A 24,731-nucleotide genomic window follows, 5' to 3' on the forward strand; every position below is an offset into this window, starting at 1 on the left:
GTCGCCGTAGTGCGGCCTTGACAGCTGGACGGGAGGCGTTGCAGACTAAAGGAGTCGAACATCAGTTCGACTCACCGTCTTCCCCGCGGTGACTGTTCCACTCTGCCTGGCGGAGTGGGAAGGCGTCGAGGGGAAGGTGGTGTGCGGTGCCGGCTGCGTTGTCCGAGGTGAGCGAACCGGTCGCGGGTCCGTCTCGGGATGCTGATGCCGCGGACGGTGGCCGGGTGGTGGCTCTGCCGGCCGTCGCCGAGCTGGCGGCCCTGCCGGGGGTCAGCACGGCGGGCAGGGTGGCGCATGCCCGGGTGAAGGCGCGGTGGACGGAGCACGTCCTTCCTCAAGGGACGGCGGCAGTCCTGCCGGTGCGGCGGGAACTGCGTGCTCTGTTGCCGGACGGTGGTTTGCGGCGGGGCAGCACGGTGTCGGTGCGCGGGTCGACTTCGCTGCTGTTCGCGCTGCTGTCGGAGGCCACCGCGACCGGGTCGTGGGCGGCCGCGGTGGGGATGCCGAACCTTGGCCTGGTGGCGGCGGGAGAGTTCGGCGTCGAGGTCGATCGGCTGGCGCTGGTGCCCCGGCCCGGGGCGGATCTTGTCCCGGTGACCGCAGCGCTGCTCGACGGCATGGACCTTGTCGTGGTGGGCTCCGGTGGCATGGCCCCTTCGGTGGCGCGGCGGCTTTCGGCGCGGGCGCGTTACCGGGGGGCCGTGCTGTTGTCGCTGGGCCCGTGGCCGGGCGCGGAGCTGGAGCTGGAATACGAGGCCGGTCCATGGGCGGGCATTGACGCGGGGTCCGGGTACCTGCGTGCCCGTCAGGCCGGGGTCCGGGTCACCCGCCGTGGGGCCGCGGCTCGGCTCGTGGATCTCGGGTGGGAAGCCGCGGTGTCCGACCTCGGCCAGGAGGGTGCGCCGCGGGAAAGCTGGGAAGCCGCGCGCCTGCCCGCTGCTCGTGGCTGGGGAGAGGTCGCGGAACTGGACTGGGGCACGATCTGCGCGGATGGGCAGGAGTCCTCCCTGGCTGCTGATCCCGCGGAAGCCATTCCCGCGCCACGGGATGGTGGGCGCGCCGTTCTTCGATTCGCCGCGTTTGGCGAGGGAGCGTCTTCGCCACGGTCTGCCGGCCCTGGCGAGGAGGGCGCCGATCCTCCTCAGGAAGGTGAGCTCCTCTGGGAGGGGGTCGGATGAGTCTTCCCCAGCGGTTGCTCGCCGTGTGGTGCCCGGACTGGCCGGTGATCGCCGCGGGGCTGGCGGAGGGGGTGCCGGCGCATCTGCCCGCCGCGGTGATCGCCGCGAATCGGGTTGTCGCCTGTTCCGCCATCGCCAGAGTGGCCGGTGTCCAGCGTGGTGTGCGGCGCAGGGAAGCGCAGGCCCGCTGCCCCGAACTGACCGTGTTCGCCAGTGACGAGGGCAGGGACGCGCGGCTGTTCGAACCCATCGCGGCCGCCGTCGAGGAGCTTGTCGTCGGTGTCGAAGTAGTACACCCCGGCCTTGTCGTGGTCCCCGTCGACGGGGCGGCCGGCTACTTCGGCGGCGAGCAGGCCCTCGCCGAACTCCTGCTGGACCAGGTGTCCGCCCACACGGGCGTCGAGTGCCAGATCGGCATCGCCGACGGGCTCTTCGGGGCGACACTCGCCGCGCACCGCTCCGTGATCGTCCAACGTGGGTCCACAAAGGACTTCCTAGCCCCGTTGAGCGTCGCCGTGCTCGACCAGCCGGATACCGAACGTACAGAACTCGTGGACCTGTTGCGGCGCTTGGGTTTACGCACCCTCGGTGCGTTCGCCGAACTCACCGGGCGAGACGTGGTTTCGCGTTTCGGCACCACGGGACTGCTCGCGCACAGGCTCGCGCGCGGGCAGTCCGAGCGGCCGCCGCACCGCCGCCGTCCCCCACCGGAACTGTCCGTCGGTCAGGAACTCGACCCGCCGCTGGATCGGGTGGACGCCGCGGTCTTCCTGGCCAAGACCCTCGCCGGGCGCTTTCACGCCGGGCTCGCCGCGCACGGGCTGGCCTGTACCCGCCTCGGCATCTACGCCGCCACCGAACGCGGCGAGGAACTGAGCCGGGTCTGGTGCTGCGCGGAACCCCTTACCGCGCAAGGGATCGCCGACCGGGTCCGCTGGCAGTTCGAGGGCTGGCTGAACGCGCGCAACCGGCCGACGGGCGGTGCCGTCCGGTTACGGCTCGAACCGGAGGAGACCGTCGAAGGGGCGTCCCTGCAACTCGGTCTGTGGCGCGGCGGAATGAGCGAGCAGGATGAGCGCGCCGGCCGGGCACTCGTCCGGGTGCAGAGCATGCTGGGGCCGGAAAGCGCTTTCACCGCGGTACTCGACGGTGGCCGCGGGCCGGCCGAGCGGGCCCGGCTGGTGCCGTGGGGTGATCGCCGCGAAGTGACCAGCCCACCGGAAATGACCTGGCCAGGCCGATTACCGGCACCTTCCCCGGCGACGGTGTTCGCCGAGCCGGTACCGGCGAGGGTCACCGACGCCGCGGGGCAAGCCGTTTCGCTCACCCGGCGCCAGGGGTTCGAGGCGCCGCCGTCCATGGTGACGTTGCCCCGCACGAAACCGCGGCAGGTCCTGGACTGGGCAGGCCCGTGGCTGGTGGAACCGCGCTGGGGAGAGACCGGCGGCTGCGTCCGGATCCAGGTGCTGCTGGCCGGTGAGCCGGAACTGGCGGTGCTGCTCACCGGCACGTTCCAGGAAAGTCCGAAGTGGACAGTTGAGGGAGTGTACGACTGATGGAAGACGAGTTCCTTCGCGACATCCGGCAGTGGTTGCTGGAACGACGTGCGGATCAGGCAACCCAACCCGAGGAACCGTGGATCCCGTTGCCGAGAACACCACTGGAGTGACGTATGGGATGGAACAATCCGGCCGTCCCGTGGTGGCAGCTGGAACGCACGCTCAGCGGCAAACCCGTCCCGGCCGACGGCGGGGACAGCCCGGCGTTCAGCCGCAAGCGCGAGGGCTACCTGCGGCCACCGGACTTCCCGCCGGTCCGCGCGGACGACTACGGCGGTGGCCGTGACCGGGTGCCGTATGCCGAGCTGCACTGCCATTCGAATTTCAGCTTCCTCGACGGGGCAAGCGATCCCGAGGAGCTCGTGGAGGAGGCGGCGCGGCTGGAGCTGGACGCCATCGCACTCACCGACCACGACGGCATGTACGGCGTCGTCCGGTTCGCCGACGCGGCAAGGGAACTCGGCATCCGGACGGTCTTCGGCACCGAGCTGAGCTTCGGGCTTTCCGCGCCACAGAACGGAATCGCCGACCCGGAGGGCGAGCACCTGCTGCTGCTGGCCCAGGAGGAAGCCGGGTATGCCGCGCTGTGCCGGGCGATCACCGCTGGGCAGCTGCGCGGGCACGACGTCGGCCTGCCGAAGGAAACACGCGCGGAAAAGGGCCGCCCGGTATATGACCTGGAGGCCGTGGCGTCGGAGGTGTCCGGCAAGGCCGTGGTGCTCACCGGCTGCCGCAAAGGCGCGGTGCGCCAGGCATTGCGCCGGACGGGACCGCCCGGGGCGGCCAGGGAGATCCGCAGGCTGATGGACCTGTTCGGGCGCCGGCAGGTGTACGTCGAGCTGCTCGACCACGGTCATCCCACGGACAGCGCGCACAACGACGTCCTCGCCGGGCTCGCGGAACGGCTGGGCGTGCACACAGTGGCCACCAACGCCGTGCACTACGCGACCCCCGACCGCGGCAGGCTCGCCGGTGCGATGGCGGCGATCCGTGCGCGGCGCGGGATCGACGAGATGGAGGGCTGGTTGCCGGGCGCCGGAAAGGCTTTCCTGCACTCGGGGGAGGAAATGGGGCGGCGGTTCGCCCGCTACCCGGGTGCGGTGCAGCGAGCCGCGTTGCTGGGCCTGCGCTGCGCGTTCGACCTGAAGCTGATGGCACCGGACCTGCCGCCGTTCGACGTTCCTGACGGCCACCGCACCGAGGCGGAATATCTGCGACATCTGGTGTACAAAGGGGCACGCAGAGAATACGGCTCGAAAATGGAGCGTCCGGACGCCTATGCGCAGCTCGAACACGAGCTGGAGATCATCGAGAAACTGAACTTCCCCGGCTACTTCCTCATTGTCTGGGATATCGCGAACTTCTGCCGCCGCAGCGGAATCCTGTGCCAGGGCAGGGGATCGGCGGCCAACTCGGCGGTCTGCTTCGCGCTCGGCATCACCAAGGTCGACGCGGTGAAATGGCAGCTGCTGTTCGAGCGGTTCCTCGCCCCGGACCGTGACGGCTATCCCGATATCGACCTGGACATCGAATCCGACCGGCGCGAAGAAGTCATCCAGTACGTCTATGAAAAGCACGGCAGGTTGCGGGCGGCCCAGGTGGCGAACGTGATCACCTACCGCGCCAAGTCGGCGATCCGCGATTCCGCCCGCGCGCTCGGTTTTTCACCGGGACAGCAGGACGCGTGGAGCAAGCAGATCGACCGCTGGGGACCGTTGCAGGCCACCAAGGAAGACCACGATCACGATATCCCGGCGCCGGTGCTGGAACTGGCGATCGCGCTGGAGGATTTCCCCCGGCACTTGGGCATCCACTCCGGGGGCATGGTGCTCTGCGACCGGCCGGTCAGCGAGGTGTGCCCGGTCGAATGGGCGCGGATGGCCGATCGCAGCGTGCTGCAGTGGGAAAAGGACGACTGCGCGTCCGCCGGGCTGGTCAAGTTCGACCTGCTCGGGCTCGGCATGTTGTCGGCGCTGCGCTACATGATGGAGCTGATGCGTGACCACAAGGGCGAGGAAGTCGAGCTGGGCAAGCTGAATCTGAAGGACGAGAAGATTTACGAGATGCTGCGGCGCGCCGATGCCATCGGGGTGTTCCAGGTGGAAAGCCGGGCGCAGCTGGCGACGTTGCCCAGACTCAAACCGAAGAATTTCTATGACCTCGCGGTGGAGGTGGCGTTGATCCGGCCGGGCCCGATCCAGGGCGGGTCGGTGCATCCCTATATCCAGCGCCGGAAAGAAAAGGAGGAAACGGGAAAGGCAAGGCCGGAGTGGTACGACCATCCGCTGCTCGAGAACGCACTCGGCAAGACCTTGGGTGTGCCGCTGTTCCAGGAACAGATGATGCAGATCGCGCTGGACGTCGCGGATTTCACCGCCGCGGAGGCCGACGAGCTGCGGCATGCCATGGGGGCCAAGCGATCGAAGAAAAGAATGGAGCGGTTACGCCGGCGCTTCTACGAAGGTGCCGCGGATAAAGGTATCGGGGAAGAGCTCGCCGGGCGCATCTTCGAGAAGCTGAAAGCGTTCGCGAACTTCGGTTTCCCGGAAAGTCATGCGCTGAGTTTCGCCTACCTGGTGTTCGCCAGCGCGCATTTCAAGTACTACCACCCGGACGCGTTCTGCGCGGGACTGCTGCGGGCGCAGCCGATGGGGTTCTACTCGCCGCAGTCTCTCGTCGCCGACGCGCGGCGGCACGGGGTGACCGTGCGTGGCCCGGATGTCAACGCCAGCCTTCCGCACGCCACCCTCGAACCCGACGGGGAGTACCACGCGGTGCGGGTCGGGCTCGGGGAGGTGCGGCTGATCGGGGACACACTGGCGAAAACCCTTGTCGAGGAACGGGAAAGTGGTGGCCCGTACGCCGGCATGTCCGATGTGGCGCGGCGCGTGCGGCTGACAAGGCCGCAGGTCGAGGCGCTGGCCACCGCGGGCGCGTTCGGTTGTTTCCCGGACATCAGCGGTGACCGGCGGCGTGCGCTGTGGGCGGCGGGCGCGGTCGCCGAGGAGCGGCCGGAGAAGCTTCCCGGCACCGAGGTCGGGACGAGCGCGCCGATGCTGCCCGGGATGGACCGGATCGACGTCGCCGCCGCCGACGTCTGGGCCACCGGCCTGTCCCCGGACAGTTTCCCCACCCAGTTCATCCGTGACCGGCTCGACGCGCTCGGCGTGGTGCCCGCCGTGAAACTGTCCGATGTCGAGGCCGGCAAGCGGGTGCTCGTCGGCGGTGCGGTCACCCACCGGCAGCGTCCGGCGACGGCGGGCGGGATCACGTTCCTCAACCTCGAAGACGAGACGGGCATGGTGAACGTCATCTGCACTGCCGGGCTGTGGGCGCGCTACCACCGCATCGCCCGTGGCAGCCAGGCGATGCTGGTGCGCGGCGTGGTGGAGCGCGCCGACGGGGTGGTGAGCCTGCTCGCGGACCAGTTGCGAGACCTGCCGATGCGGATCACCGCGAAATCGCGGGATTTCCGATGAACTCAGCGCATCCGGAATGTGAAGTACTCGACCCGCCAGCCGTCCCTGGTCAGCTCCTGACTGCCGAGCACCTCGCTGGTGAAGCCGGCGTCCGCGGCCAGTTGTTTCAGGTACGGCAAGTCACCGCTGGTACCGAAGAAGATCAGCATCCGGCCGCGGACGGTCAGATGTGCGCGGGCATCGCGGAAAAAGGCTTTCAGCGCCCGGTAGTCCTCGTCGGTGATCGCCGCCTCGAACAGATCCCGCGGGGCGAACCAGCGGAACGGCGGATCGAACACAATCAGGTCGAACCGGCCTTCGACAGCGTCGAAAACGTCGCTGTGCCGCACGGTGATCCGCCCGCCGACACCGTTGCGCTCCGCGTTGTCCTTCGCCGCGGCCAGCGCATGCGGGTTGATGTCGACGGCCACGACATCGCGGGACCGCGACGCGGCGAGGATCGCGTTGACACCGCTGCCGGTGCCCATGTCCAGCACCCGGTCGTCTGCCCGGACCTCCGCCAGCACGGCCTCGCCGAGCAGCGCCGAGGTCCCCGAGATCGGCATGACCTTCGGCGGCACCACGATCGTGTGGCCGAGGTAGGAGAAGGTCCGCACGTTCTCGTCGCGGATGCCCTTCGCGGCCTTCTCGTGCCAGCGATGGATCCGGTCGACGTCCTCAGGGGACAGCATCGGCTCGTGGCCCATACCCGTCAGTGTGCCAAGCTTCGCCCATGGACGAAGCCGAAATGGGGGCGGACTACCGCGACGCGGTGCTGCCGGGTGTGCGGTGGGAGAAACGGAAGTTCGTGCGGTGTGACTTCGCCGAGGCCGACCTGCGCGGCCTCGTCACCCAGGGCTGCACCTTCGACGAGTGCGATTTCACCCGCGCCGATCTCGGCGAGTCGAAGCACGAGACGTCCGCGTTCCGCTCGTGCACTTTCGACCGGACCGTGTTGGCACAGGCGTCCTGGCGCGGTTGCTCACTGCTCGGTTCATCCTTTGTGGACTGCCGGATGCGCTCGATCACCGCCAGGGACACGGATTTCACGCTCGTCAGCCTCGCCCGGACGGATCTGCGCAAGCTCGACCTGTCCGGACTGCGGTTGCGCGAGTCGAACCTCATCGAGTCGAACCTGACGGACGTGAACCTGCGGGACGCTGACCTGCGTGGCGCGAAGATCGACGCGAACGCACTGGTGCAGGCGAAGTTCGCCGGTGCGAAGGTGGACGTGGACACCGCGATCGCCTTCGCCGCGGCGCACGGTCTCGTCATCTCTTGAGCTGAACCCGCGAAAAACCGGCCTTCCGCAAGGGAAACCGGTTTCTTCGCCGGGGTCAGTCGATGGGTGGTTCGCCCGGGTCGAGTTCGATCAGGTCGCCCTCGGCGAGCAGCTCTTCGATCGACGTCGGCAGCAGGTACGCTGCACCGCCACCGGGCTGGTTGAACCACGGGATCGCGACCCCGGCCAGCGCCTCGATCGGCCGCTGCACCCGGTATACGTGGTACGGCCTGCTGACCCACTCCGGGACCAACGACCGTTCCTCGAACGGGGTGCCCGCCGCGTAGGTCAGGTTGCCGTTCGGGTTGCCGAACCGGTCGAGTTCGCTTCCGGCAGGCAGTTCCCGCATTTCCTTGCCGCGGAACAAGGTCAGCGGCGGCTCACCGGACAACGGCTGGATCGGCCACTGCGAGCTGCCGGTGCCGTTCTGCTGCTGCGCCGGCCGCGCGGGTTCGTGACGTGGTTGCTGGGGCTGTTGTTGCGGATCCCGGCGCGGTGGAGGCGGTGGCACCGGCGCGGCCAGCATCGTCGGTGGTGCGTCGAGCATCGTGTCGTCGAGCCGCGGCTCCCCGGCGGGCGGTGACGGTGGCTCGATGCGCGCGGGGGGTTCCTGCCGCGATGGCATCTCCGACCGCGATGGCAGGTCCGAGCGGGCCGGCACCTCCGAGCGTGGCGTCAGGTCCGGGCGGGATGGCATTTCCTGTCGGGTCGGCAGATCGGCGTGTGCCGGCATCTCCGGCCGCGATGGCGACTCCGAGTGTGGCGGCATGTCCTGGCGTGCGGGCATGTCCGGGCGTGACGGCGTCTCTGAGTGCGGCGGCATGTCTTGCCGCAGTGGCATGTCGGGCCGCGATGGTGTCTCTGAGTGTGCCGCCATGTCTTGCCGCGACGGCTCGGGCCGGGATGCCATCTCTGAGTGCGCCGCCATGTCTTGCCGTGCGGGCATGTCCGGCCGCGACGGCAACTCCGAGTGCGACGCGATGTCTTGCCGCGACGGCAAGTCCGAGCGTGACGGCAACTCCGAATGCGCCGCCATGTCCTGCCGCGGCGGTAGCTCCGACCGAGGCGGCATCTCGCCGCGGATGGGGGATTCCGGGCGAGACGGGACGTCGCCGTGGGTCAGCAGCTCGGGCTCGGGTTCGCCCGGTGCCGGGAGGCCGGCCCGCGGGCCAGGCTGGGGCTCGCCACGGGACGGCAGGTCCGGCCGAGCGGGTGCCTCCGCCGCGGCCTCGGCGCGAGCTTCGCGGTGCCGGTCGGCGCTGGGGCCGCCGTTGACGGGCGCGGTGTCGTCCAGCTGCACCGGTGGCGCAGGCGGGAGGGGCGCCGCCTCGCGGCCACGGGGGTCGAGCAGCAGCTTGCCGAGCATGAACGCCGCCGCATCCTCGGCGTCACCGAACACCGCCGGGTTGGACAGGTCCTCGTCGTACCACGCCACTCGCCAGCCGGACTCGATCGGTTCCATGCTCCAGCCGTGCTGGATCGGCTCGCCGATGCGGTACGCCGACTCGGGCACGCCCAGCTCTTTCAGCTTGCCGCGCAAGGAATCCACCGCCGGTTCCGGTGCCGGGGGAGCAACCGGCGGCACGTACCGGGTGGCCGACGCGACAGACTCGGGCTGTGGCTCCGGCGTCCGCTCCGGTTCGGGTTCGGACTCCGGGGGCGCCTGTAGCGACGGCTGGATCATCGTCGGCGGGCCGTCGTCGAGATCCACCATGGGCGTGAACGTCGTGACCTCGGCCGGCGACGGTTCCTCAGGCTGCTCCTCACGGACCGGCTCCGGCTCCGGGGCCTGCTGCTCAAGCGTGACCGGCTCCGGCGCGCGCGGGGGCCGTGGCGGTGGCTGGTTGCCACGGGTCAGGTGCGCACCGGCCGCCTGCAGCGTCTGCTCAGGCACCTCGGGCAGCCGGAACCCGGTCTGCTGGACATGTGTGACCAGCTCCCCCTCCGGGGCGATGCCGTACTCCTGCAGGTAGTAGTTGACCGCGGCGGGCCAGATCCAGACCCCGTCGGTGTGGAAAGCGACGGGCACCTTCGGCGTCGGCGGTGCGGCCAGCCGGTCGAGGTCGAGCCCCCGCTCGGACAGCACGACGGGCGCGGCGCTGAGGTACTCGTAGAGCCGGTCGAGCTCGTCGGCGTCGAGCTCGGGCCGGTTGAGCACGGGGCGGCCGTCCGGACCCTGGCCGTCGAAGATGCGGGCGATCCGGAACCGCGGGCCGGGTTGTTCGGGGCCGAGGCCGGACATCCGGCGCATCAGCCACTCCGGCACGTTCTCCTCCGAGCGGGGGAACGTGCGCAACTCGTCGGCGTAGGCCTGCGGCGGTGGCTGCAGATTCCAGCGCGGCTCTTCCCGGTCGTACTCGAGGTTGTAACTCGATGGGTGGTCGAGCTGATAGCGGGCGTTGAACCAGGTGCCACGGCCCTCGCGGTACATGCCGGCCCGCAGCCGGCCGAAGAGGGTGGCGATGTCGTGTGTGGCCATCCATTCGCTGACGCTGCCGTCCTCGCTGAGGACCTCCCCGGTCAGCTCGTGGTACCGGCCGACCGCCCGGTACTGGGCGGTCACGCGGCGCCAGTCGCGTGGGGCGGCACGGAGCAGGGCCAGTCCGATCTGTTTGACCAGTGTGTCCTGCTCGGTCGCGTTCAGCTGCGTCGTCGGTTGAGCCACCAGCTCATTTTGACGGGTGCCCGGAGTGAATGCACACCACCCGCACCCTTACCTCTGTTGACCAGTGCCGATAGCTCACCCGAAGTACGCAGCGTCTAACTGGCACTACGCAAAGTGGCCTCTGTCAGAATGGTGGCGTGACGGCGAAGGTTCTCGACGGCAAAGCGACCAAGGACGCCATCTACGCGGAGCTGAAACCGCGGGTGGCCACTCTCGCCGAGCGGGGGGTGGTGCCCGGGCTGGCCACCGTACTCGTCGGTGACGATCCCGGCTCGCATGCGTATGTGCGGATGAAGCACGCGGACAGCGCGAAGGTCGGGATCAACTCGATCCGCCGCGATCTGCCCGGCGACATCAGCCAGGACAAGCTCGAAGCGGTCATCGACGAGCTCAACGCCGACGACGCCTGCCACGGCTACATCGTGCAGCTGCCGTTGCCAGGGCACCTGGACACCGGCCGCATCCTCGAGCGGATCGCACCCGAGAAGGACGCCGACGGGCTGGCCCCGGTCAGCCTCGGCCGGCTCGTGCTCAACCAGCCTGGCCCGTTGCCGTGCACTCCGTACGGCATCCTGGAGCTGCTGCGCCGTCACGACGTGCAGATCGCCGGGGCGAACGTGGCCGTTGTCGGCCGTGGGATCACGGTGGGCCGCTCGCTCGGCCTGCTGTTCACCCGCCGCACCGAGAACGCAACCGTGACGTTGTGCCACACCGGCACCCGTGACCTGGCCGCCGAGGTACGGCGCGCGGACATCGTGGTCGCCGCGGCCGGGGTGCCCGGGATCATCACCCCGGACATGGTCAAGCCCGGTGCGGCCGTGCTGGATGTCGGGGTTTCGCACGTCGACGGCAAGCTGACCGGCGATGTCGCGCCCGGTGTCACCGAAGTCGCCGGGTGGGTGTCCCCGAATCCCGGCGGGGTCGGCCCGATGACCCGCGCGATGCTCGTGACCAATGTGGTGGAGGCGGCCGAACGTGTCGTTGCCTCGCGGTAGCCACCGCTGGACCCGCCTCGAACACGTGCCGTTCGGCATCGTGCTCGTGCTGGTTCTTGTCGCGGCGCTGCGCATCCTGCAGTACCACTGGCGTCAGGGCGCCGTCATCATCGGCGGCGCCCTGCTGGTGGCGGCGGTGTTCCGGGCGTTGCTGCCCGATGCCCGTGCGGGCCTGTTGGCGATTCGCGGCAGGCCGGTGGACGTGCTCAGCTACACGGGCCTCGGTGCGCTCCTGCTGTTCCTCGCGTTCACCATCACCAACGGCCCGTTCGGCAGCTGAGTCACGCCTCCGCGAGTACCGGGGCCTCACGCCGGTCGAGCGCTCCCGAGACCGCGGCGATGGACAGGCCGAGTACCGACAGGACCGCGCCGACCATGTTGGGTGCGACGAGGCCGAGCCCGCCCGCGATGACGAGGCCGCCGACGTAGGCGCCGATCGAGTTGGCGATGTTGAACGCCGACTGCACCGCGGCCGAGACGAGTGACGGCGTCCCGCCGGCCTTCTGCATGATCCGGGTCTGCATCATCGGGCCGATCATGAACCCGGTGATGCCGACGGCGAAGATCGTCACCGCCGCGCCGATCTTGCTGTGCGCGGTGATGGTGAAGATCGCGAGCACCACGGCGAGCCCGAACAGCGCGAAGTAGAGGCTCGGCATCAGGGCCCGGTCGGCGAGCCGTCCGCCGAGCAGGTTCCCGATCGTCATGCCGACCCCGGCGAGCGCCAGCAACAGCGTCACGTTGTGCGGCGAGTAGCCCGCCACGTCGGTGAGCATCGGCGTCACATAGGACAGGGACGCGAACACGCCGCCCATGCCGACGGTGACGATGGCGAGCGCGAACCACACCTGGGGACGGCGGAACGCGCCGAGTTCGCTGCGCAATGACGCCTCGGTGCGGCCCTGGTGTGGCACGAGCCTGGCGATCGCGGCCAGCGCGAGCACGCCGATCCCCGCGACGACGCCGAAGGTCGCGCGCCAGCCGACCTGCTGACCCAGCAGCGTGCCGAGCGGCACGCCGACGACGTTGGCCATGGTCAGTCCCAGGAACATCATGGACACGGCCTTCGCGCGGTTCCCTGGTTCGACCAGACTGGACGCGACGACAGCGCCGGCGCCGAAGAACGCGCCGTGCGGCAGGCCGGCGATGAAGCGGAAGAACACGCCGAACTCCTGGTTCGGCGAGAGCGAGAACAGCAGGTTGCCGACCGTGAACAACGCCATCATCGCCAGCAACATGGTCTTTCGCGGCAGCCGCACGGCCACCACGGTGAGCAGGGGAGCACCGACGACGACGCCGAGCGCGTAGCCGGTGATCAGGTAGCCCGCAGCCGGGATGGACACCCCGAAGTCGGCGGCCGCCTGCGGGAGTACACCCATCATGACGAATTCGGTGGTGCCGATGCCGAAGGCACCGATGGCCAGCGCAAGGAGCGCGATGGGCACGGTTCTCCTTTCCAGGACGGAGGTGTATCGATACAGGGCACGGCATGAAAGAAGGACAGTCAATGTGCTCGTCTTGGCACGGCGACTGTCCCTGTATGAGTGTGAACAGCAGGCGCGGCCGCTGTCATCCCGCGCGGCGGGTGACGATTCTTACGTACTGTGCCGTTCGTTACCAATCCGACGGCAGCCACGGCGGAAACGGGTGTCTACAAGCAGATCGGCTGCGGACCGTGTCCGCCTACTTTCGGTCGGATTGGTAACGCCGCTGATCAGTCTTGCTGAGTGCCGATTTCGCAGTCGGAGCCGGGGAAAATCAGCGACTCGTGTCCGTCGGAGAAGCGCACCACGTACGGCGGCTCGCCGTTCTCTCCGCGAACCTCGATGATTTCGCCCTGCTGCTCACCGGCACCGACCGTCCGGCCGTGTACGAGAATCCGGTCTCCCACGGTTGCGTGCATCGTTGACACCTCCGCTGGTCCCAGGGTAGTGGCGCCTGCCGACCGGGGAAAGTCCATATGCGACAGTGCTATTGCGCCTTGGCCGAAGCCTTCGCGGCCTTCTTGAACGCACGCACCTCGGCCAGCGTGCCGGCGCTCGTCACGTCCGCGATGGACCGCCGCGAGCCCTCCTCGCCGTACGCGCCGGCTGCCTCGCGCCAGCCGGCAGGTTTGACGCCGCGCTGTTTGCCAAGCAGGGCAAGGAAAATCCGCGCCTTCTGCTCGCCGTAGCCCGGCAACGCCTTGAGTCGCTTGAGGACTTCCTTGCCGTCGGGCTTGCCCTCGGTCCAGATGGCCTCGGTGTGCCCGTCGTAGTGCTCGACGATGTACCGCGCGAGTGCGTGCACGCGGCGGCCCATCGAACCGCCGTAGCGGTGGATCGCCGGCTTCTGCACGCACAGCTCGACGAACTCGTCCTCGTCGGCGTCGGCGATCCTGGTGACGTCGAAGCCGCCCATCCGGTCGGCGATCTTCTTCGGCCCGGCGAAGGCGGTTTCCATGGAAATCTGTTGATCAAGAAGCATCCCCGTGAGCAGGGCAAACGGGTCTTCGCTCAGCAGCTTGTCGGCCTCGGCGTCGCCGGTCAGACGCAGGGTCTTGGGCATGGAGTCATCTTCGCACGGATGGGCGGCTCCGGGGTCGGGTCAGGCTTGTGGCACCTCGTCGAACTCGACGATCTGCCGCACTTCGACCTCGACGTTGTCGAACAGGTCCGCGTACTGCCGCGCCAGTTCGACGGCTTCGGCCTTGTCCTTGGCATTGATCAGCCCGAACCCGCCGATGATTTCCTTGCTCTCGGTGAACGGCCCGTCGGTCGCGGTGGTCCCGGCTCCCTTGGTCTTGCGGACCCGCGCGTGGTCTTGCGGACCCGCGCGCCCTTTTCGGACGGGTGGACGCCCTCGGCCGTGATCAGGATGCCGCGCTCGGACCAGTCCTGAATGAAGGCGCCCATCTTCTCGATGAACTCCTGGCTCGGGTTCCAGTTGATCGGGTCGCTCTCGGCGAGCCGGTGCATCATCAGAAATCGCATTGCTGCTCCTCAGTGGTCTCGGTTGATCAGCTGTCACCACAGCGTCGAACGAGCGCACGCCGTTTCGACACGATGTTCCGGCGAATTTCACGCGAGTGGGGCCTGCCTGGCCAGTGCTGCGAGACTGGACGTTCGTCACCACTTGCGGCGCCGCGTGCTTCCTAGCAGTACGCTTGTCCCGCATACCACAGCTTCGAAGAACCGCAACCGCGAGGATCCGCGAGAGGAGCACCGCTGCTCATGGCCAAGATCAAGGTCGAGGGCACCGTCGTCGAGCTCGACGGCGACGAGATGACCCGCATCATCTGGCAGTTCATCAAGGACAAGCTCATCCACCCGTATCTGGATGTCAACTTGGCCTACTACGACCTGGGTATCGAGGAGCGGGACCGCACCGACGACCAGATCACGATCGACGCGGCGAACGCCATCAAGGAGCACGGCGTCGGCGTCAAGTGCGCCACCATCACCCCTGACGAGGCCCGCGTCGAAGAGTTCGGCCTCAAGAAGATGTGGCGGAGTCCGAACGGCACGATCCGCAACATCCTCGGCGGTGTCGTCTTCCGCGAGCCGATCATCATCTCCAACATCCCGCGGCTGGTGTCGGGCTGGACGAAGCCGATCATCATCGGCCGCCACGCGCACGGCGACCAGTACCGGGCCACGGACTTCAAGGTCCCCGGCCCCGGCACGGTAACCATCGCCTACACCCCGGAGGACGGCTCCGAGCCGATCGAGCTCGAGGTCGCGAAGTTCCCCGAGGGCGGCGGCGTGGCGCTGGGCATGTACAACTTCCGCAAGTCGATCGAGGACTTCGCGCGCGCTTCGCTGCAGTACGGCCTCGACCGCGGATTCCCGGTCTACCTGTCGACGAAGAACACCATCCTCAAGGCCTACGACGGCATGTTCAAGGACGTGTTCGCCGAGATCTTCGAGGCGGAGTTCAAGGCCGACTTCGACGCCAAGGGCCTGACCTACGAGCACCGGCTGATCGACGACATGGTCGCCGCGTCGCTCAAGTGGGAGGGCGGCTACGTCTGGGCGACCAAGAACTACGACGGTGACGTGCAGTCCGACACCGTGGCGCAGGGCTTCGGCTCGCTCGGGCTGATGACCTCGGTGCTGCGTACCCCGGACGGCAGGACCGTCGAGGCCGAGGCCGCGCACGGCACGGTCACCCGGCACTACCGCCAGCACCAGCAGGGCAAGCCGACCTCGACGAACCCGATCGCGTCGATCTTCGCGTGGACCCGTGGGCTGGAGCACCGCGGCAAGCTGGACGGCAACTCGGAGCTGATCGGGTTCGCCACCAAGCTGGAGCAGGTCGTCATCGAGACCGTCGAGAGCGGCAAGATGACCAAGGACCTGGCGCTGTTGGTCGGCAAGGACCAGTCGTGGCTGACTACCGAGGAGTTCCTCGGCACGCTCGACGAGAACCTGGCCAAGAAGATCAACCAAGGCTGAGTTTTCCGGCAGAGGGCGCGTCCGGTCTCGTCCGGGCGCGCCCTCTCTCGTGTTTTGTCACGTCCTGTAACAGCGTCCTCACGCAGATTGCGGCCTCTGGGTGGTTTCGGTTCTCGGCCCTGTCATGGCTCAACTTTGTGTGGCTACCCTTACTTTCAGTTTTTCGAGACCGGCGAGGAGAGACCCGTGATCCTGGGCATTCCGAAACGGATCCTGATCATCGTCGCTGTGCTGGCCGCCGTCGGGCTCATCTACGTCATGGGCGCGGGTAAGCGCGCGTCCGAGGCGACGGGCGGCTCGACGGGCTGCAAGGTGACCGTGACCGCGGACGTGCTGAACGTGCGGTCCGCGCCCGACCCGAACGCCGGGATCGTCGGCAAGTTCAACCAGAACGCGCAGACCGGCGCCGAGCCCGTGGTGCAGAACGGGTTCCGCAAGCTGGCCGACAACAAGTGGGCGAAGACCGACTTCCTCAAGCCGGTCGCGGGGAACTGCGGCTGAGTTTCTGTCGGTGGGCGCCGGTAGCCTGCGGGGCGTGCTGACCATCTCCACCGTGAACGTCAACGGCATGCGTGCCGCGGCCAAGAAGGGCTTCGTCGAATGGCTCGCGCACAGCGAGGCCGACGTGGTCGCCTGCCAGGAGGTCCGGGCGGAGGCGAGCCAGCTGCCCGAGGAGGTTGTGGCGCCGCTGGGCTGGCATGCGCACCATGCCGCGTCCACGACCAAGGGCCGCAACGGGGTTTCCGTCTACAGCCGGGCTGAGCCGTCGCAGGTGCGCATCGGTTTCGGTGCGGCGGAGTTCGAAGGCAGCGGCCGTTATCTCGAGGTTCAGTTGCCGGGGCTGATCGTGGCCAGCGTGTACGTGCCCAGCGGTGACGTGGGCACGCCGCGGCAGGAGGAGAAGGCGCGCTTCATGGCGGCGTTTCTGCCCTATCTGGTGGAGCTGCGCGCGAAAGCCGAGGCGGCCGGGGTGGAGGCCGTCGTGCTGGGGGACTGGAACATCGCGCATCGCGAGGTGGACCTCAAGGCGTGGAAGACGAATCACAAGAATTCGGGCTTCCTGCCGGAGGAACGCGCCTGGCTGAGCCGGGTCTACGACGAGGCCGGGTATGTGGACGTGCAGCGCGCGCTCGACCCGGACGGCCCCGGCCCGTACACGTGGTGGTCCTACCGGGGCAAGGCTTACGACAACGATGCCGGCTGGCGGATCGACCTCCAGGTCGCGACGCCGGGCCTGGCCGCACGAGCGGTGTCGGCCCGGGTCGAGCGCGCCGCGACGTATGGCGAACGGTGGTCGGACCATGCACCGCTGACGATCGGCTACGAATGGCCGTGACGTCCGGTGGCTTATCAGGCCGAATTCGCTCGGGACGTGGGCGCTCGTGCATCGTCTGATCGAGGAGAGACGGCAGGAGATCAGTGAGTTGTGTCGTGTGCTTTCGGTTCGCCGCCTCGACCTGTTCGGCTCCGCCGCCGACGCGTCATCGTGCGACGCCGAGGTTGGCTGCGCCAGCGCTGTCGGCAGGACTGGGGGCCCGCGACTTGCCGGTCGCACCGGCTCAGCTCACCAGCGACACCAGCCGTTCCAGGAAAGGTTGTTGCCCTTTCAGCAGTTTCTCCCGTGCGTCGGCGAGCGTGAACCACGCGAAGCGGTCCATCTCCGGGAATTCCTGCATCCGGCCGGATCCCTTCGGCCATTCCATTGCGAAGGTGCCCGGCACCGCGAGCGCCGGATCCAGCTCGCCTTCGAGCGCCCACACCGTCACGACCTTGCCGCCGGACTGACGGACCGAACCGAGTTCGGCGAGCGGGCCCGCGGGGAGCGGCAGCCCGAGTTCCTCGGTGAATTCGCGGCGGGCGGCCGCTTCCGGTTCTTCGTCGGGCTCGTACTCGCCCTTCGGCAGCGACCACCCGCCCGCATCCTTCCGCGCCCAGAACGGGCCGCCCATATGTCCCAATAGGACTTCCAGCTCGCCGTTCTTCTTGCGGTACAACAGGATTCCCGCACTTTGTCGAGCGGTCATGCAGCGAACACCCCGTTCAGGTACGCGCCCAGCGCCTGCTCGGTCCGCTCCTTGTCCGCGTCCTCGCCGAACAGGTGCGCCGAAATGTCCACGGTGCCACCGAAATTGTTGCGCCCGAAGACCCGATACAGCGCATTCTCGGTGCGCAGGCCGAGGAAGTACGGATTCAGGTAGTCCACGACGGCTTCGGCCGGCGCCAGCCCGGGTAGCTCGAGTTGCACGGTGTCACCAACCGCGGAAACGCCGAGCGATTTCCGTACCGCCTCCATCGCCGACGGATACGCGGACGCGGGCGGACCGCTCACCTCCGCGTAAACGGCCGATTTCCCGCCGAAATACCGCAAGTACTCGCCGAGCGTGTGATGATAGAAGTCGGTGTGCTTGGCCGCGCCGTCGTACTGGTTGTCCCAGTCGTCGGTGAAGATTCCACTGTGGACATACCGCAACGCCGCCGTGCCACCATCTCGTGCCTCGATGAGAAAATCGAGCGCGTTGAACCAGCCGTCTTCGCCGTCCTGCCTGACGGTGAATCGGGTCGGCGGCTCCCAGTTCCGCACGATCGGACTGCCGGGATCGGGCGCGGGAGTCGGGAACATCCAGTTCGCGGTACCCGTCGTCACCGCCGCGAAGACCTCCTCGGGCGTGGCCGGCAACACGACTTCCCGCTCGATGGAGAATTCCTTGCTCATTTCATTGCTCCTTCTTCTTGAGACTCGGGTGCAGTGCGACGACGAGCCGGTGTTTGCGCCCGCCCACCGCCTTTTCGTCGTGGTATTTCCCGACGAGGTTCTTCACGACCGTGCCGAGTTCGTCGGCGAACGCCGCCCGGTCCGCCGCGGTGGCGAACCGGATCTCGGCGTCGATGGCATAGGTCGCAAGCCGTTGCCGTGCCGCGGCCGCGCCACTGATGAGCTCGCCGAGTTCCCGCACCAGCCGGGCGGACAGCGCGAGCAGCCACCATGCCGAAAGCTGGTCCGGCGCACGATCGGGGTCGGGTGCGACCTCGGCCATCGCGGTCGGCGAGATCACGTACGACGCCGCGGTGGCTTGCATGAGCCGCTCGGTGACATTGCCTTTGCGGCGTTCTTCGACCAGCTCGATGAGCCCGTGCCGTTCGAGGGCGCGCAGGTGGTAGTTGACCTTCTGCCGGGGCAGCCCGAGCCGCGCCGCAAGCGTGGTGGCCGAGCCGGGTTCGGCGAGCGCGGCCAGCAGCTTCCCGCGGACCGGGTCGAGCGAGACCTCGGCGGCGGCCGGATCTTCGATCACTGCGACTTCGAGCATGGGAGAACTGTCGCACCGACAAATAAAGTTGTCAAGACAAGAGTTGTGTTCGGTCGGTGGGCCCCGGTGTCATGGGCACCCGGATGAGCGCTAAGGTCTGGCCCCGAGTTGATCGAAAACGCACCGGGCTTGACACGCTCGGTAGTTTTCACCAGGCAAGACCCGTCCATTTGGGTGATGGCACCTCATCGCGGGAGGCACCCCGGTGCGCAACCGAACCACTCTGGTCACCAGCCGTACGCTGCGCATTGGTGCGCTCCTGTCGGCCTTCGTGCTGACCGGCACCGGCGTCGCGAATGCGGTCGGCGCCCAGGTTTCACCCACCACCGAGACGATGTCCTTCGGCCTGCTCGGACCGGTCGGGCTGGCTGCCGTCGTGCTCGGCGTCGTCGGCATGACGCTCGGCGTCATCCGCCAGCGCCGCAAGGCCGCCGAGGTTGAGGCCGAACCGGTCACCGAAGCGCCCGAAGACGTCCGCCCGCCGCTGACGCCCTACCGGCGACCGTCGCTCTGACCGTCGGCGCTTGCTGCGGACCTCGCCGCCATCGCGGCTCAGCGGGCCTGAAACAATCGGCGGCGTGTCCAGCGTTGAAGAAACCGCTCAGGAGACCCCGGCCCGGCTGCGCGTGCTGTCCGGCATCCAGCCGACCGCGGACTCGTTCCACCTCGGCAACTACCTCGGTGCCCTGCGCCAGTGGGTGTTGCTGCAGGACACGCACGAGACCTACTACATGGTCGTGGATCTGCACGCGATCACGGTCGAGCAGGACCCGAAGGTGCTGCGCCGGCGTACCCGCGTGTCAGCGGCGCAGCTGCTCGCGCTCGGCGTGGATCCGGAACGCAGTGCGCTGTTCGTGCAGAGCCAGGTACCCGAGCACGCCCAGCTGTCGTGGGTGCTCGAGTGCCAGACGGGGTTCGGCGAAGCCAGCCGGATGACGCAGTTCAAGGACAAGGCTGCCAGGCAGGGCACCGACCACGCGAGTGTCGGCCTGTTCACGTACCCGGTCCTGCAGGCCGCGGACATCCTGCTCTACCGGGCGAACGCGGTGCCGGTCGGCGAGGACCAGCGCCAGCACCTCGAGCTCTCGCGCAACCTCGCGCAGCGGTTCAACCGCCGCTACGGCAAGACGTTCGTCGTGCCGGAGCCCTACATCGTCAAGGACACAGCCAAGATCTACGACCTGCAGGACCCTGGCGCGAAGATGAGCAAGTCGGCTTCGTCGCCGAACGGGCTGGTCGAGCTGCTCGATGATCCGAAGCGCTCGGCGAAGAAGATCCGGTCCGCGGTCACCGACACCGGCCGCGAGATCGTCTTCGACCCTGAGCACAAGGCCGGGGTGTCGAACCTGCTGACCATCCACTCGGCGCTGTCCGGCCGGAACATTTCCGAGCTGGAGGCCGAGTATGTGGGCAAGGGCTACGGTGACTTGAAGAAAGATGTCGCCGAGGTTCTGGTGGATTTCGTGACCCCGTTCCAGGAGCGGGTGAAGTCCTATTTGGACGATGTCGCCGAACTGGACAAAGTGCTCGCGCACGGGGCCGAGCGCGCCCGGATCGTCGCCGCGGAAACCCTGTCCGCCGTCTACGACCGGATCGGTTTCCTGCGGTAGTTCGGTAAAGAATCTTTTACACAACTGATTCACAGCCAAGCAGGCCCGTTTTCTCAGACGCTTATCAGAAAGACCGGCGAAGCTTTCGCAGCCGGATCTTCTGGGGCACGCGAGAGAGAAGGATGCCGTGCTGGGCAGGCTTCGCAAGAAGAGGCGATGGGTCTACCTCACCGTCGCCGTGGTTGTGCTGGTGGCCGCCGGGGTCACGGTCTGGGAGGTGACTCGTCCCGCGGCCGCACCGTCGTACCGGCTCGTCGCGGCGAACACCACGACGCTCCGGCAAACCGTGTCGTCGACGGGCACGATCGAACCCGCCCAGCGCAGCGATCTCAACTTCGGGGTCGCCGGGCAGGTGACCGCCGTCGACGTGACGGTAGGACAGCAGGTCACCGCGGGGCAGCCACTCGCCACGCTCCAGTCCGCGTCGCTCGCGGCGAGCGTCGCGCAGGCGAAGGCGAGCGTGGCTTCGGGCCAGGCGAAACTGTCGGCCGATCAGTCGAACAGCGCTTCGTCGGCACAGATTTCCGCGGACCAGGCGTCGATCACCGCCGCGCAGAACCAGCTCGACAACGCGCAATCGGCGCTGTCCGCGGCGACGATGACCTCGCCCATCGCCGGTACTGTCGCGGCGGTGAACCTGTCGACGGGCCAGCAGGTTTCGGCCGGTGGTACCGGTAGCACGGCCCAAATCGTCGTCATGTCAACGGGTTCCTACGTGGTCAACGCGAGCGTGGATGACACCCAGATCGGCCAGATCAAGACCGGAGAGCAGGCGGTCATCACGCCCGACGGCTCGGCGAATCCGATCTACGGCACGGTCACCTCGGTCGCGGTGATGCCTGCCGGATCGTCCTCGGTGCCCAGTTATCCGGTGACGATCGGGGTCACCGGCAGCCCGCCGGGCCTGTTCGCGGGAGCGAGCGCCTCGGTCGCGATCGTGGTGAAGCAGCTGACCGACGTGCTCGCGGTTCCCGCGGCCGCCGTCCACTACGGCGGCGGGCAGGCGACCGTCGACGAACTGGTGGCAGGAAAGCAAACCAGCAAACAGGTGCAGCTGGGGCAGACCGCCAACGGCATGGTCCAAGTCCTCAGTGGACTGTCCGAAGGGGACCAGGTGATGGTCACGGTGCCGGCAGGGACCACCGGCGGCACAGGCGGCACGGGTGGCGCCGGTGGCCGTAATGGTGGTTTCGGTGGGCCCGGTGGTTTCGGCGGTGGTGCCCGGACGGGCGGCTTGGGTGGCGGCGCACGCGGGTTCGGAGGATGAGCATGCCTGTCATCGAGGTCCAGAACCTGCGCAAGATCTACTCGACCGGTGTGGTGGAAGTCGAGGCGTTGCGCGGGGTTTCGTTGCGCGTCGCCGAAGGTGAGTACGTCGCCATCATGGGGCCATCCGGCTCGGGAAAATCCACGTTGATGCACATTCTCGGCTGCCTCGACCTGCTCAGCGCCGGACGTTACGTGCTGGCCGGTGAAGACGTGAGTGGACTGTCCGAATTGGACCTCGCGATGATCCGCAACCGCCGGATCGGTTTCGTTTTCCAGCAGTTCAACCTGCTGGCGGGGCTATCGGCGTGGCGGAATGTCGAACTTCCGTTGTGCTACGCGGGAGTCAACCGGGCCGAGCGGAAGGCTCGCGCCGTCGAACTTCTGCAGCGGGTAGGTCTCGGCGACCGCCTCGAACACCGGCCGAACGAGCTGTCCGGCGGCCAGCAGTCCCGGGTCGCGCTGGCCCGTGCGTTGGTGAACCGGCCGTCGCTGGTGCTGGCGGACGAGCCCACCGGTGCGCTGGATTCAGCGGCGACGGCCGAGGTGCTGTCGGTGTTCCGTGAGCTCAACGACATCGGGCACACCATCGTGCTGATCACACATGAAGAAGAGGTCGCGACACACGCCGACCGTGTGGTGCGGTTACGTGACGGGGTCATCGAGTCGGACACCGGGGTGTTCGGATGAACTGGCTGGAAACCCTGCGCACGAGCCTCGAGGCGATCCGCGCGCACCGGTTGCGCTCCGGGCTGACGATGCTGGGCATTCTGATCGGGATCGCCGCGGTGATCCTGACCGTCGGGCTCGGCGAAGGCGCACAGGCGCAGGTGGCGTCGGCGATCAACTCGCTGGGCACGAACCTGCTCGTGGTGACGCCGGGCAGCACCACGAGCGCCGCGACGGGTGTCCGCGGCGGCAACGGTTCGGCGACGACGCTGACCGTGCACGACGCGAATTCCCTTGCCGCGCCTGGTGTTGCGCCGGACATCGCCGCGGTCGCCCCGACGACGAGCCGAAACACCTCGCTCGCGGCGGGCTCGAAGACCTGGACGTCTTCGGTCGTCGGCACGACTCCGGCGTGGTTGAACGTACGGGCGCGCACGGTTTCCGAGGGGCGTTTCCTCACGGACGCCGACGAAACGAGCGAAGCGGCAGTCACCGTGCTCGGCCCGAGTACGGCGGAAGAACTGTTCGGCACGGCCAATGCGGTGGGCCGCACGGTGACGATCGGTAGCACTCCGTTCGAGGTCGTCGGGGTGCTCGCCTCCGCGGGAACGTCGTCCGCGCAGAACCAGGACGACCAAGCCGTCGTACCGATCAGCACCGCCGCGGACCGGCTCGTCGGCGGTGCCACGCGCACTTCGGTACAGGCGATCTATCTGGAAGCGTCCACTTCGGACACTTTGTCCGCGGCTTACCAGGAGGCCAACCAGGAATTGCTGGCGTTGCACCACATCACGAACGACAGCGCGGCCGACTTCACCATCGCGAGCCAGGAATCGCTGCTGTCCACGGCCAGTTCGGTGAGTAGGACGCTGACCCTGCTGCTCGGCGGGGTCGCGGCGATTTCCTTGCTGGTAGGCGGAATCGGGGTCATGAACATCATGCTCGTGTCGGTCACCGAACGGATTCGTGAGATCGGTCTGCGCAAGGCGGTCGGCGCGAGCCCGGTGGTGATCCGGCGGCAGTTCATGGTCGAGGCTTCGCTGCTCGGGCTCGCGGGTGGCCTGCTCGGTGCGCTGCTCGGCATCGTCGGCGCGCTGGTGCTGCCCCATGTGGTGGCCATCCCGATCACCATTTCCGCGACGGCGACCGTGGTCGCGATCCTCACCGCGATCGCGATCGGCCTTGTGTTCGGGGTGTACCCGGCGACCCGCGCCGCCCGGCTCTCACCGATCGATGCGTTGCGCAGCGAATGAAGGAATGAGCACATGATTCGACGTCCTGTTACTAATCCGACCAAAAGTAGGCAGACCCCGAGCAGTACGCAACCGTTGCTACGCAAGCCGGGTAGTCGTGACTGTGGTCGGATTAGTAACGAACGGCACAGTACAGCCGGCCTGCTCGGAGAAACCGCTTTCCGCCGTGGCTGGCGTATTGCTGTGGTCGGCGGTTTGCTCGGGTTGACGCTGGCCGCCTGCGGCTCGTCGAGCACGCCCCCCGCGGAACCGGCGGCTGCGTCGGCGCCGCCCGGTGCTGCTCGCGGGCCGGCCGCGTCGGGCACGATCGCCGCGGTGGCGGGGTCCAGTATCGAGGTGCAGAATCCCGCGAACGGTCAGGTGACGGTGAACTTCTCCAGCAGTACGACGTTCACCGACCGGGTTCCGGCTGCACTGTCGGACGTCACAGCCGGCTCGTGCGTGGTGGTGAGTGGCACGGGTACGCCGGTGGTGGCGAAGACGGTGCAGATCAGCACGGCCGACAACGACACGTGTGGGACTGGTGGGCCGGGTATGCGGCCGCAGAACGGCAGTAGCAGGCCGTCGCGGCCGTCGGGTGCGCCGAGGCCGTCGGGCATGAATGCGCGGGGTGCGTTCGGCAAGGTGACGGCGGTGACTGGTGGCGGGTTCACCGTCTCGCAGGACAACCGCCAAACCGGCGCGGCGACGAGTGTTGAGGTGACGGTCGATTCGGCCACCACCTACACGAAGTCGGAGTCCGCGACCCCGAACGCGCTGAAGGTCGGCGAATGCGCGGTCGCGACAGGCACGGCGGACGACACGGGCGCGGTGACCGCCCGGATGATCTCGCTGAGCCAGCCCGACCCCGGCGGCTGCCAAACCTTCGGCACCCGCCAACCCAACGGCGGCGGGAATGGCTGAACGCGTCGGCCGACTGGCCTATCGGCCCGCCGTCGAGGATGCGGTGGTGGGCGGCGTGGCGCGTGATGTGCGCGGTGACGCGCTTGGCGCGGTGGGCGCCGTGGCGGTTGGCGCTGACCATAATAAACAAAAAAAAGCCCACGAGACTCGAC

General features: G+C 68.0%; 23 protein-coding genes and 1 pseudogene. 15 read left to right on the forward strand and 9 right to left on the reverse strand.

Features of this window, described 5'->3' with window-relative positions; translation table 11 throughout:
• Positions 1 to 224 precede the first annotated feature (224 nt).
• The 3 genes and pseudogenes from imuA' to GKO32_RS20355 all read left to right on the forward strand — a co-directional run.
• Positions 225 to 851 (forward strand): annotated as a pseudogene (imuA', locus tag GKO32_RS20345) (DnaE2-dependent mutagenesis accessory factor ImuA'); the annotation flags it as partial.
• Positions 852 to 1,174: 323 nt separating this feature from the next.
• Complete coding sequence (locus tag GKO32_RS20350; RefSeq protein WP_154758468.1) at positions 1,175 to 2,734, forward strand: DNA polymerase Y family protein; 1,560 nt, start codon at positions 1,175 to 1,177, stop codon at positions 2,732 to 2,734.
• A gap of 116 nt (positions 2,735 to 2,850) precedes the next feature.
• Entirely contained in the window at positions 2,851 to 6,216 is a 3,366-nt protein-coding gene (locus tag GKO32_RS20355) for an error-prone DNA polymerase (protein ID WP_154758469.1), read from the forward strand.
• A gap of 2 nt (positions 6,217 to 6,218) precedes the next feature.
• Here GKO32_RS20355 and GKO32_RS20360 read toward each other — a convergent pair whose 3' ends face one another.
• Positions 6,219 to 6,902: a methyltransferase gene (locus GKO32_RS20360; RefSeq protein ID WP_246244161.1), complete on the reverse strand. Its 684-nt coding sequence runs from the start codon at positions 6,900 to 6,902 to the stop codon at positions 6,219 to 6,221.
• Positions 6,903 to 6,928: 26 nt separating this feature from the next.
• Between GKO32_RS20360 and GKO32_RS20365 the strand changes: the two genes are divergently transcribed.
• Positions 6,929 to 7,477 carry a pentapeptide repeat-containing protein gene (locus GKO32_RS20365; RefSeq protein WP_154758470.1) on the forward strand — a complete coding sequence of 183 codons (549 nt, stop codon included), beginning with the start codon at positions 6,929 to 6,931 and terminating at the stop codon, positions 7,475 to 7,477.
• 55 nt (positions 7,478 to 7,532) lie between these two features.
• Here the strand turns inward: GKO32_RS20365 and GKO32_RS20370 are convergent, their stop codons facing one another.
• Complete coding sequence (locus tag GKO32_RS20370) at positions 7,533 to 10,142, reverse strand: TNT domain-containing protein (protein WP_312868206.1); 2,610 nt, start codon at positions 10,140 to 10,142, stop codon at positions 7,533 to 7,535.
• 137 nt (positions 10,143 to 10,279) lie between these two features.
• On the opposite strand from GKO32_RS20370, the gene GKO32_RS20375 reads away from it, so the two are divergent.
• Positions 10,280 to 11,137 (forward strand): bifunctional methylenetetrahydrofolate dehydrogenase/methenyltetrahydrofolate cyclohydrolase, encoded by an 858-nt coding sequence (locus GKO32_RS20375; RefSeq protein ID WP_312868207.1) that lies wholly within the window; start codon positions 10,280 to 10,282, stop codon positions 11,135 to 11,137.
• Positions 11,118 to 11,417: a DUF3017 domain-containing protein gene (locus tag GKO32_RS20380; RefSeq protein ID WP_312868208.1), complete on the forward strand. Its 300-nt coding sequence runs from the start codon at positions 11,118 to 11,120 to the stop codon at positions 11,415 to 11,417. Before GKO32_RS20375 ends, GKO32_RS20380 begins: the two co-directional genes overlap by 20 nt.
• Position 11,418: 1 nt before the next feature.
• Here the strand turns inward: GKO32_RS20380 and GKO32_RS20385 are convergent, their stop codons facing one another.
• From GKO32_RS20385 to GKO32_RS20400, 4 genes are all read right to left on the reverse strand, one after another.
• Positions 11,419 to 12,582, reverse strand: coding sequence for an MFS transporter (locus GKO32_RS20385; RefSeq protein WP_312868209.1), 1,164 nt, complete (start codon positions 12,580 to 12,582; stop codon positions 11,419 to 11,421).
• 269 nt (positions 12,583 to 12,851) lie between these two features.
• Positions 12,852 to 13,040 (reverse strand): DUF1918 domain-containing protein, encoded by a 189-nt coding sequence (locus GKO32_RS20390; RefSeq protein ID WP_154758472.1) that lies wholly within the window; start codon positions 13,038 to 13,040, stop codon positions 12,852 to 12,854.
• A gap of 68 nt (positions 13,041 to 13,108) precedes the next feature.
• Complete coding sequence (locus GKO32_RS20395) at positions 13,109 to 13,684, reverse strand: HhH-GPD-type base excision DNA repair protein (protein WP_154758473.1); 576 nt, start codon at positions 13,682 to 13,684, stop codon at positions 13,109 to 13,111.
• Between the two features lie 39 nt (positions 13,685 to 13,723).
• Complete coding sequence (locus GKO32_RS20400) at positions 13,724 to 14,293, reverse strand: YciI family protein (protein ID WP_376765980.1); 570 nt, start codon at positions 14,291 to 14,293, stop codon at positions 13,724 to 13,726.
• A 56-nt stretch (positions 14,294 to 14,349) separates the two neighbouring features.
• Between GKO32_RS20400 and GKO32_RS20405 the strand changes: the two genes are divergently transcribed.
• From GKO32_RS20405 to GKO32_RS20415, 3 genes are all read left to right on the forward strand, one after another.
• On the forward strand, positions 14,350 to 15,573 hold the full coding sequence (locus GKO32_RS20405; RefSeq protein WP_154758474.1) for an NADP-dependent isocitrate dehydrogenase: 1,224 nt from the start codon (positions 14,350 to 14,352) through the stop codon (positions 15,571 to 15,573).
• 186 nt (positions 15,574 to 15,759) lie between these two features.
• Positions 15,760 to 16,074, forward strand: coding sequence for an SH3 domain-containing protein (locus GKO32_RS20410; RefSeq protein WP_312868210.1), 315 nt, complete (start codon positions 15,760 to 15,762; stop codon positions 16,072 to 16,074).
• A 25-nt stretch (positions 16,075 to 16,099) separates the two neighbouring features.
• On the forward strand, positions 16,100 to 16,909 hold the full coding sequence (locus tag GKO32_RS20415) for an exodeoxyribonuclease III (RefSeq protein ID WP_154758497.1): 810 nt from the start codon (positions 16,100 to 16,102) through the stop codon (positions 16,907 to 16,909).
• A gap of 223 nt (positions 16,910 to 17,132) precedes the next feature.
• On the opposite strand, the gene GKO32_RS20420 is transcribed toward GKO32_RS20415, so the two are convergent.
• The 3 genes from GKO32_RS20420 to GKO32_RS20430 are packed head-to-tail and all read right to left on the reverse strand — an operon-like array spanning position 17,133 to position 18,878.
• Positions 17,133 to 17,597, reverse strand: a complete 465-nt coding sequence (locus tag GKO32_RS20420) for an NUDIX hydrolase (protein ID WP_154758475.1) — start codon at positions 17,595 to 17,597, stop codon at positions 17,133 to 17,135.
• The gene (locus GKO32_RS20425; protein ID WP_154758476.1) at positions 17,594 to 18,286 is read right to left on the reverse strand and encodes an SRPBCC family protein; all 693 of its coding nucleotides are present in this window, start codon (positions 18,284 to 18,286) and stop codon (positions 17,594 to 17,596) included. Before GKO32_RS20425 ends, GKO32_RS20420 begins: the two co-directional genes overlap by 4 nt.
• A gap of 1 nt (position 18,287) precedes the next feature.
• Positions 18,288 to 18,878 (reverse strand): ArsR/SmtB family transcription factor, encoded by a 591-nt coding sequence (locus tag GKO32_RS20430; RefSeq protein ID WP_154758477.1) that lies wholly within the window; start codon positions 18,876 to 18,878, stop codon positions 18,288 to 18,290.
• 205 nt (positions 18,879 to 19,083) lie between these two features.
• Between GKO32_RS20430 and GKO32_RS20435 the strand changes: the two genes are divergently transcribed.
• From GKO32_RS20435 to GKO32_RS20460, 6 genes are all read left to right on the forward strand, one after another.
• Entirely contained in the window at positions 19,084 to 19,392 is a 309-nt protein-coding gene (locus GKO32_RS20435; protein WP_312868211.1) for a hypothetical protein, read from the forward strand.
• 64 nt (positions 19,393 to 19,456) lie between these two features.
• Positions 19,457 to 20,488: a tryptophan--tRNA ligase gene (gene trpS, locus GKO32_RS20440; protein WP_312868212.1), complete on the forward strand. Its 1,032-nt coding sequence runs from the start codon at positions 19,457 to 19,459 to the stop codon at positions 20,486 to 20,488.
• 127 nt (positions 20,489 to 20,615) lie between these two features.
• Complete coding sequence (locus tag GKO32_RS20445) at positions 20,616 to 21,755, forward strand: efflux RND transporter periplasmic adaptor subunit (RefSeq protein WP_208024470.1); 1,140 nt, start codon at positions 20,616 to 20,618, stop codon at positions 21,753 to 21,755.
• A gap of 2 nt (positions 21,756 to 21,757) precedes the next feature.
• Entirely contained in the window at positions 21,758 to 22,444 is a 687-nt protein-coding gene (locus GKO32_RS20450) for an ABC transporter ATP-binding protein (RefSeq protein ID WP_208024471.1), read from the forward strand.
• Positions 22,441 to 23,676 carry an ABC transporter permease gene (locus tag GKO32_RS20455; protein ID WP_154758479.1) on the forward strand — a complete coding sequence of 412 codons (1,236 nt, stop codon included), beginning with the start codon at positions 22,441 to 22,443 and terminating at the stop codon, positions 23,674 to 23,676. Before GKO32_RS20450 ends, GKO32_RS20455 begins: the two co-directional genes overlap by 4 nt.
• 183 nt (positions 23,677 to 23,859) lie before the next feature.
• Positions 23,860 to 24,579: a DUF5666 domain-containing protein gene (locus GKO32_RS20460; protein ID WP_154758480.1), complete on the forward strand. Its 720-nt coding sequence runs from the start codon at positions 23,860 to 23,862 to the stop codon at positions 24,577 to 24,579.
• Positions 24,580 to 24,731: the final 152 nt, after the last annotated feature.

Source organism: Amycolatopsis pithecellobii, from assembly GCF_009707865.1.
Lineage (GTDB): Bacteria > Actinomycetota > Actinomycetes > Mycobacteriales > Pseudonocardiaceae > Amycolatopsis_E > Amycolatopsis_E pithecellobii.

What these genes read in the sequence shown, in the direction of transcription:
- GKO32_RS20360 (WP_246244161.1), bottom strand. Translation starts at nt 6,902, where the DNA reads ATGGGCCACGAGCCGATGCTGTCCCCTGAGGACGTCGACCGGATCCAT.
- GKO32_RS20365 (WP_154758470.1), top strand. Translation starts at nt 6,929, where the DNA reads ATGGACGAAGCCGAAATGGGGGCGGACTACCGCGACGCGGTGCTGCCG.
- GKO32_RS20390 (WP_154758472.1), bottom strand. Translation starts at nt 13,040, where the DNA reads ATGCACGCAACCGTGGGAGACCGGATTCTCGTACACGGCCGGACGGTC.
- GKO32_RS20430 (WP_154758477.1), bottom strand. Translation starts at nt 18,878, where the DNA reads ATGCTCGAAGTCGCAGTGATCGAAGATCCGGCCGCCGCCGAGGTCTCG.
- GKO32_RS20355 (WP_154758469.1), top strand. Translation starts at nt 2,851, where the DNA reads ATGGGATGGAACAATCCGGCCGTCCCGTGGTGGCAGCTGGAACGCACG.
- GKO32_RS20420 (WP_154758475.1), bottom strand. Translation starts at nt 17,597, where the DNA reads ATGACCGCTCGACAAAGTGCGGGAATCCTGTTGTACCGCAAGAAGAAC.
- GKO32_RS20455 (WP_154758479.1), top strand. Translation starts at nt 22,441, where the DNA reads ATGAACTGGCTGGAAACCCTGCGCACGAGCCTCGAGGCGATCCGCGCG.
- GKO32_RS20405 (WP_154758474.1), top strand. Translation starts at nt 14,350, where the DNA reads ATGGCCAAGATCAAGGTCGAGGGCACCGTCGTCGAGCTCGACGGCGAC.
- GKO32_RS20450 (WP_208024471.1), top strand. Translation starts at nt 21,758, where the DNA reads ATGCCTGTCATCGAGGTCCAGAACCTGCGCAAGATCTACTCGACCGGT.
- GKO32_RS20350 (WP_154758468.1), top strand. Translation starts at nt 1,175, where the DNA reads ATGAGTCTTCCCCAGCGGTTGCTCGCCGTGTGGTGCCCGGACTGGCCG.
- GKO32_RS20425 (WP_154758476.1), bottom strand. Translation starts at nt 18,286, where the DNA reads ATGAGCAAGGAATTCTCCATCGAGCGGGAAGTCGTGTTGCCGGCCACG.
- GKO32_RS20395 (WP_154758473.1), bottom strand. Translation starts at nt 13,684, where the DNA reads ATGCCCAAGACCCTGCGTCTGACCGGCGACGCCGAGGCCGACAAGCTG.
- GKO32_RS20400 (WP_376765980.1), bottom strand. Translation starts at nt 14,293, where the DNA reads ATGCGGGACAAGCGTACTGCTAGGAAGCACGCGGCGCCGCAAGTGGTG.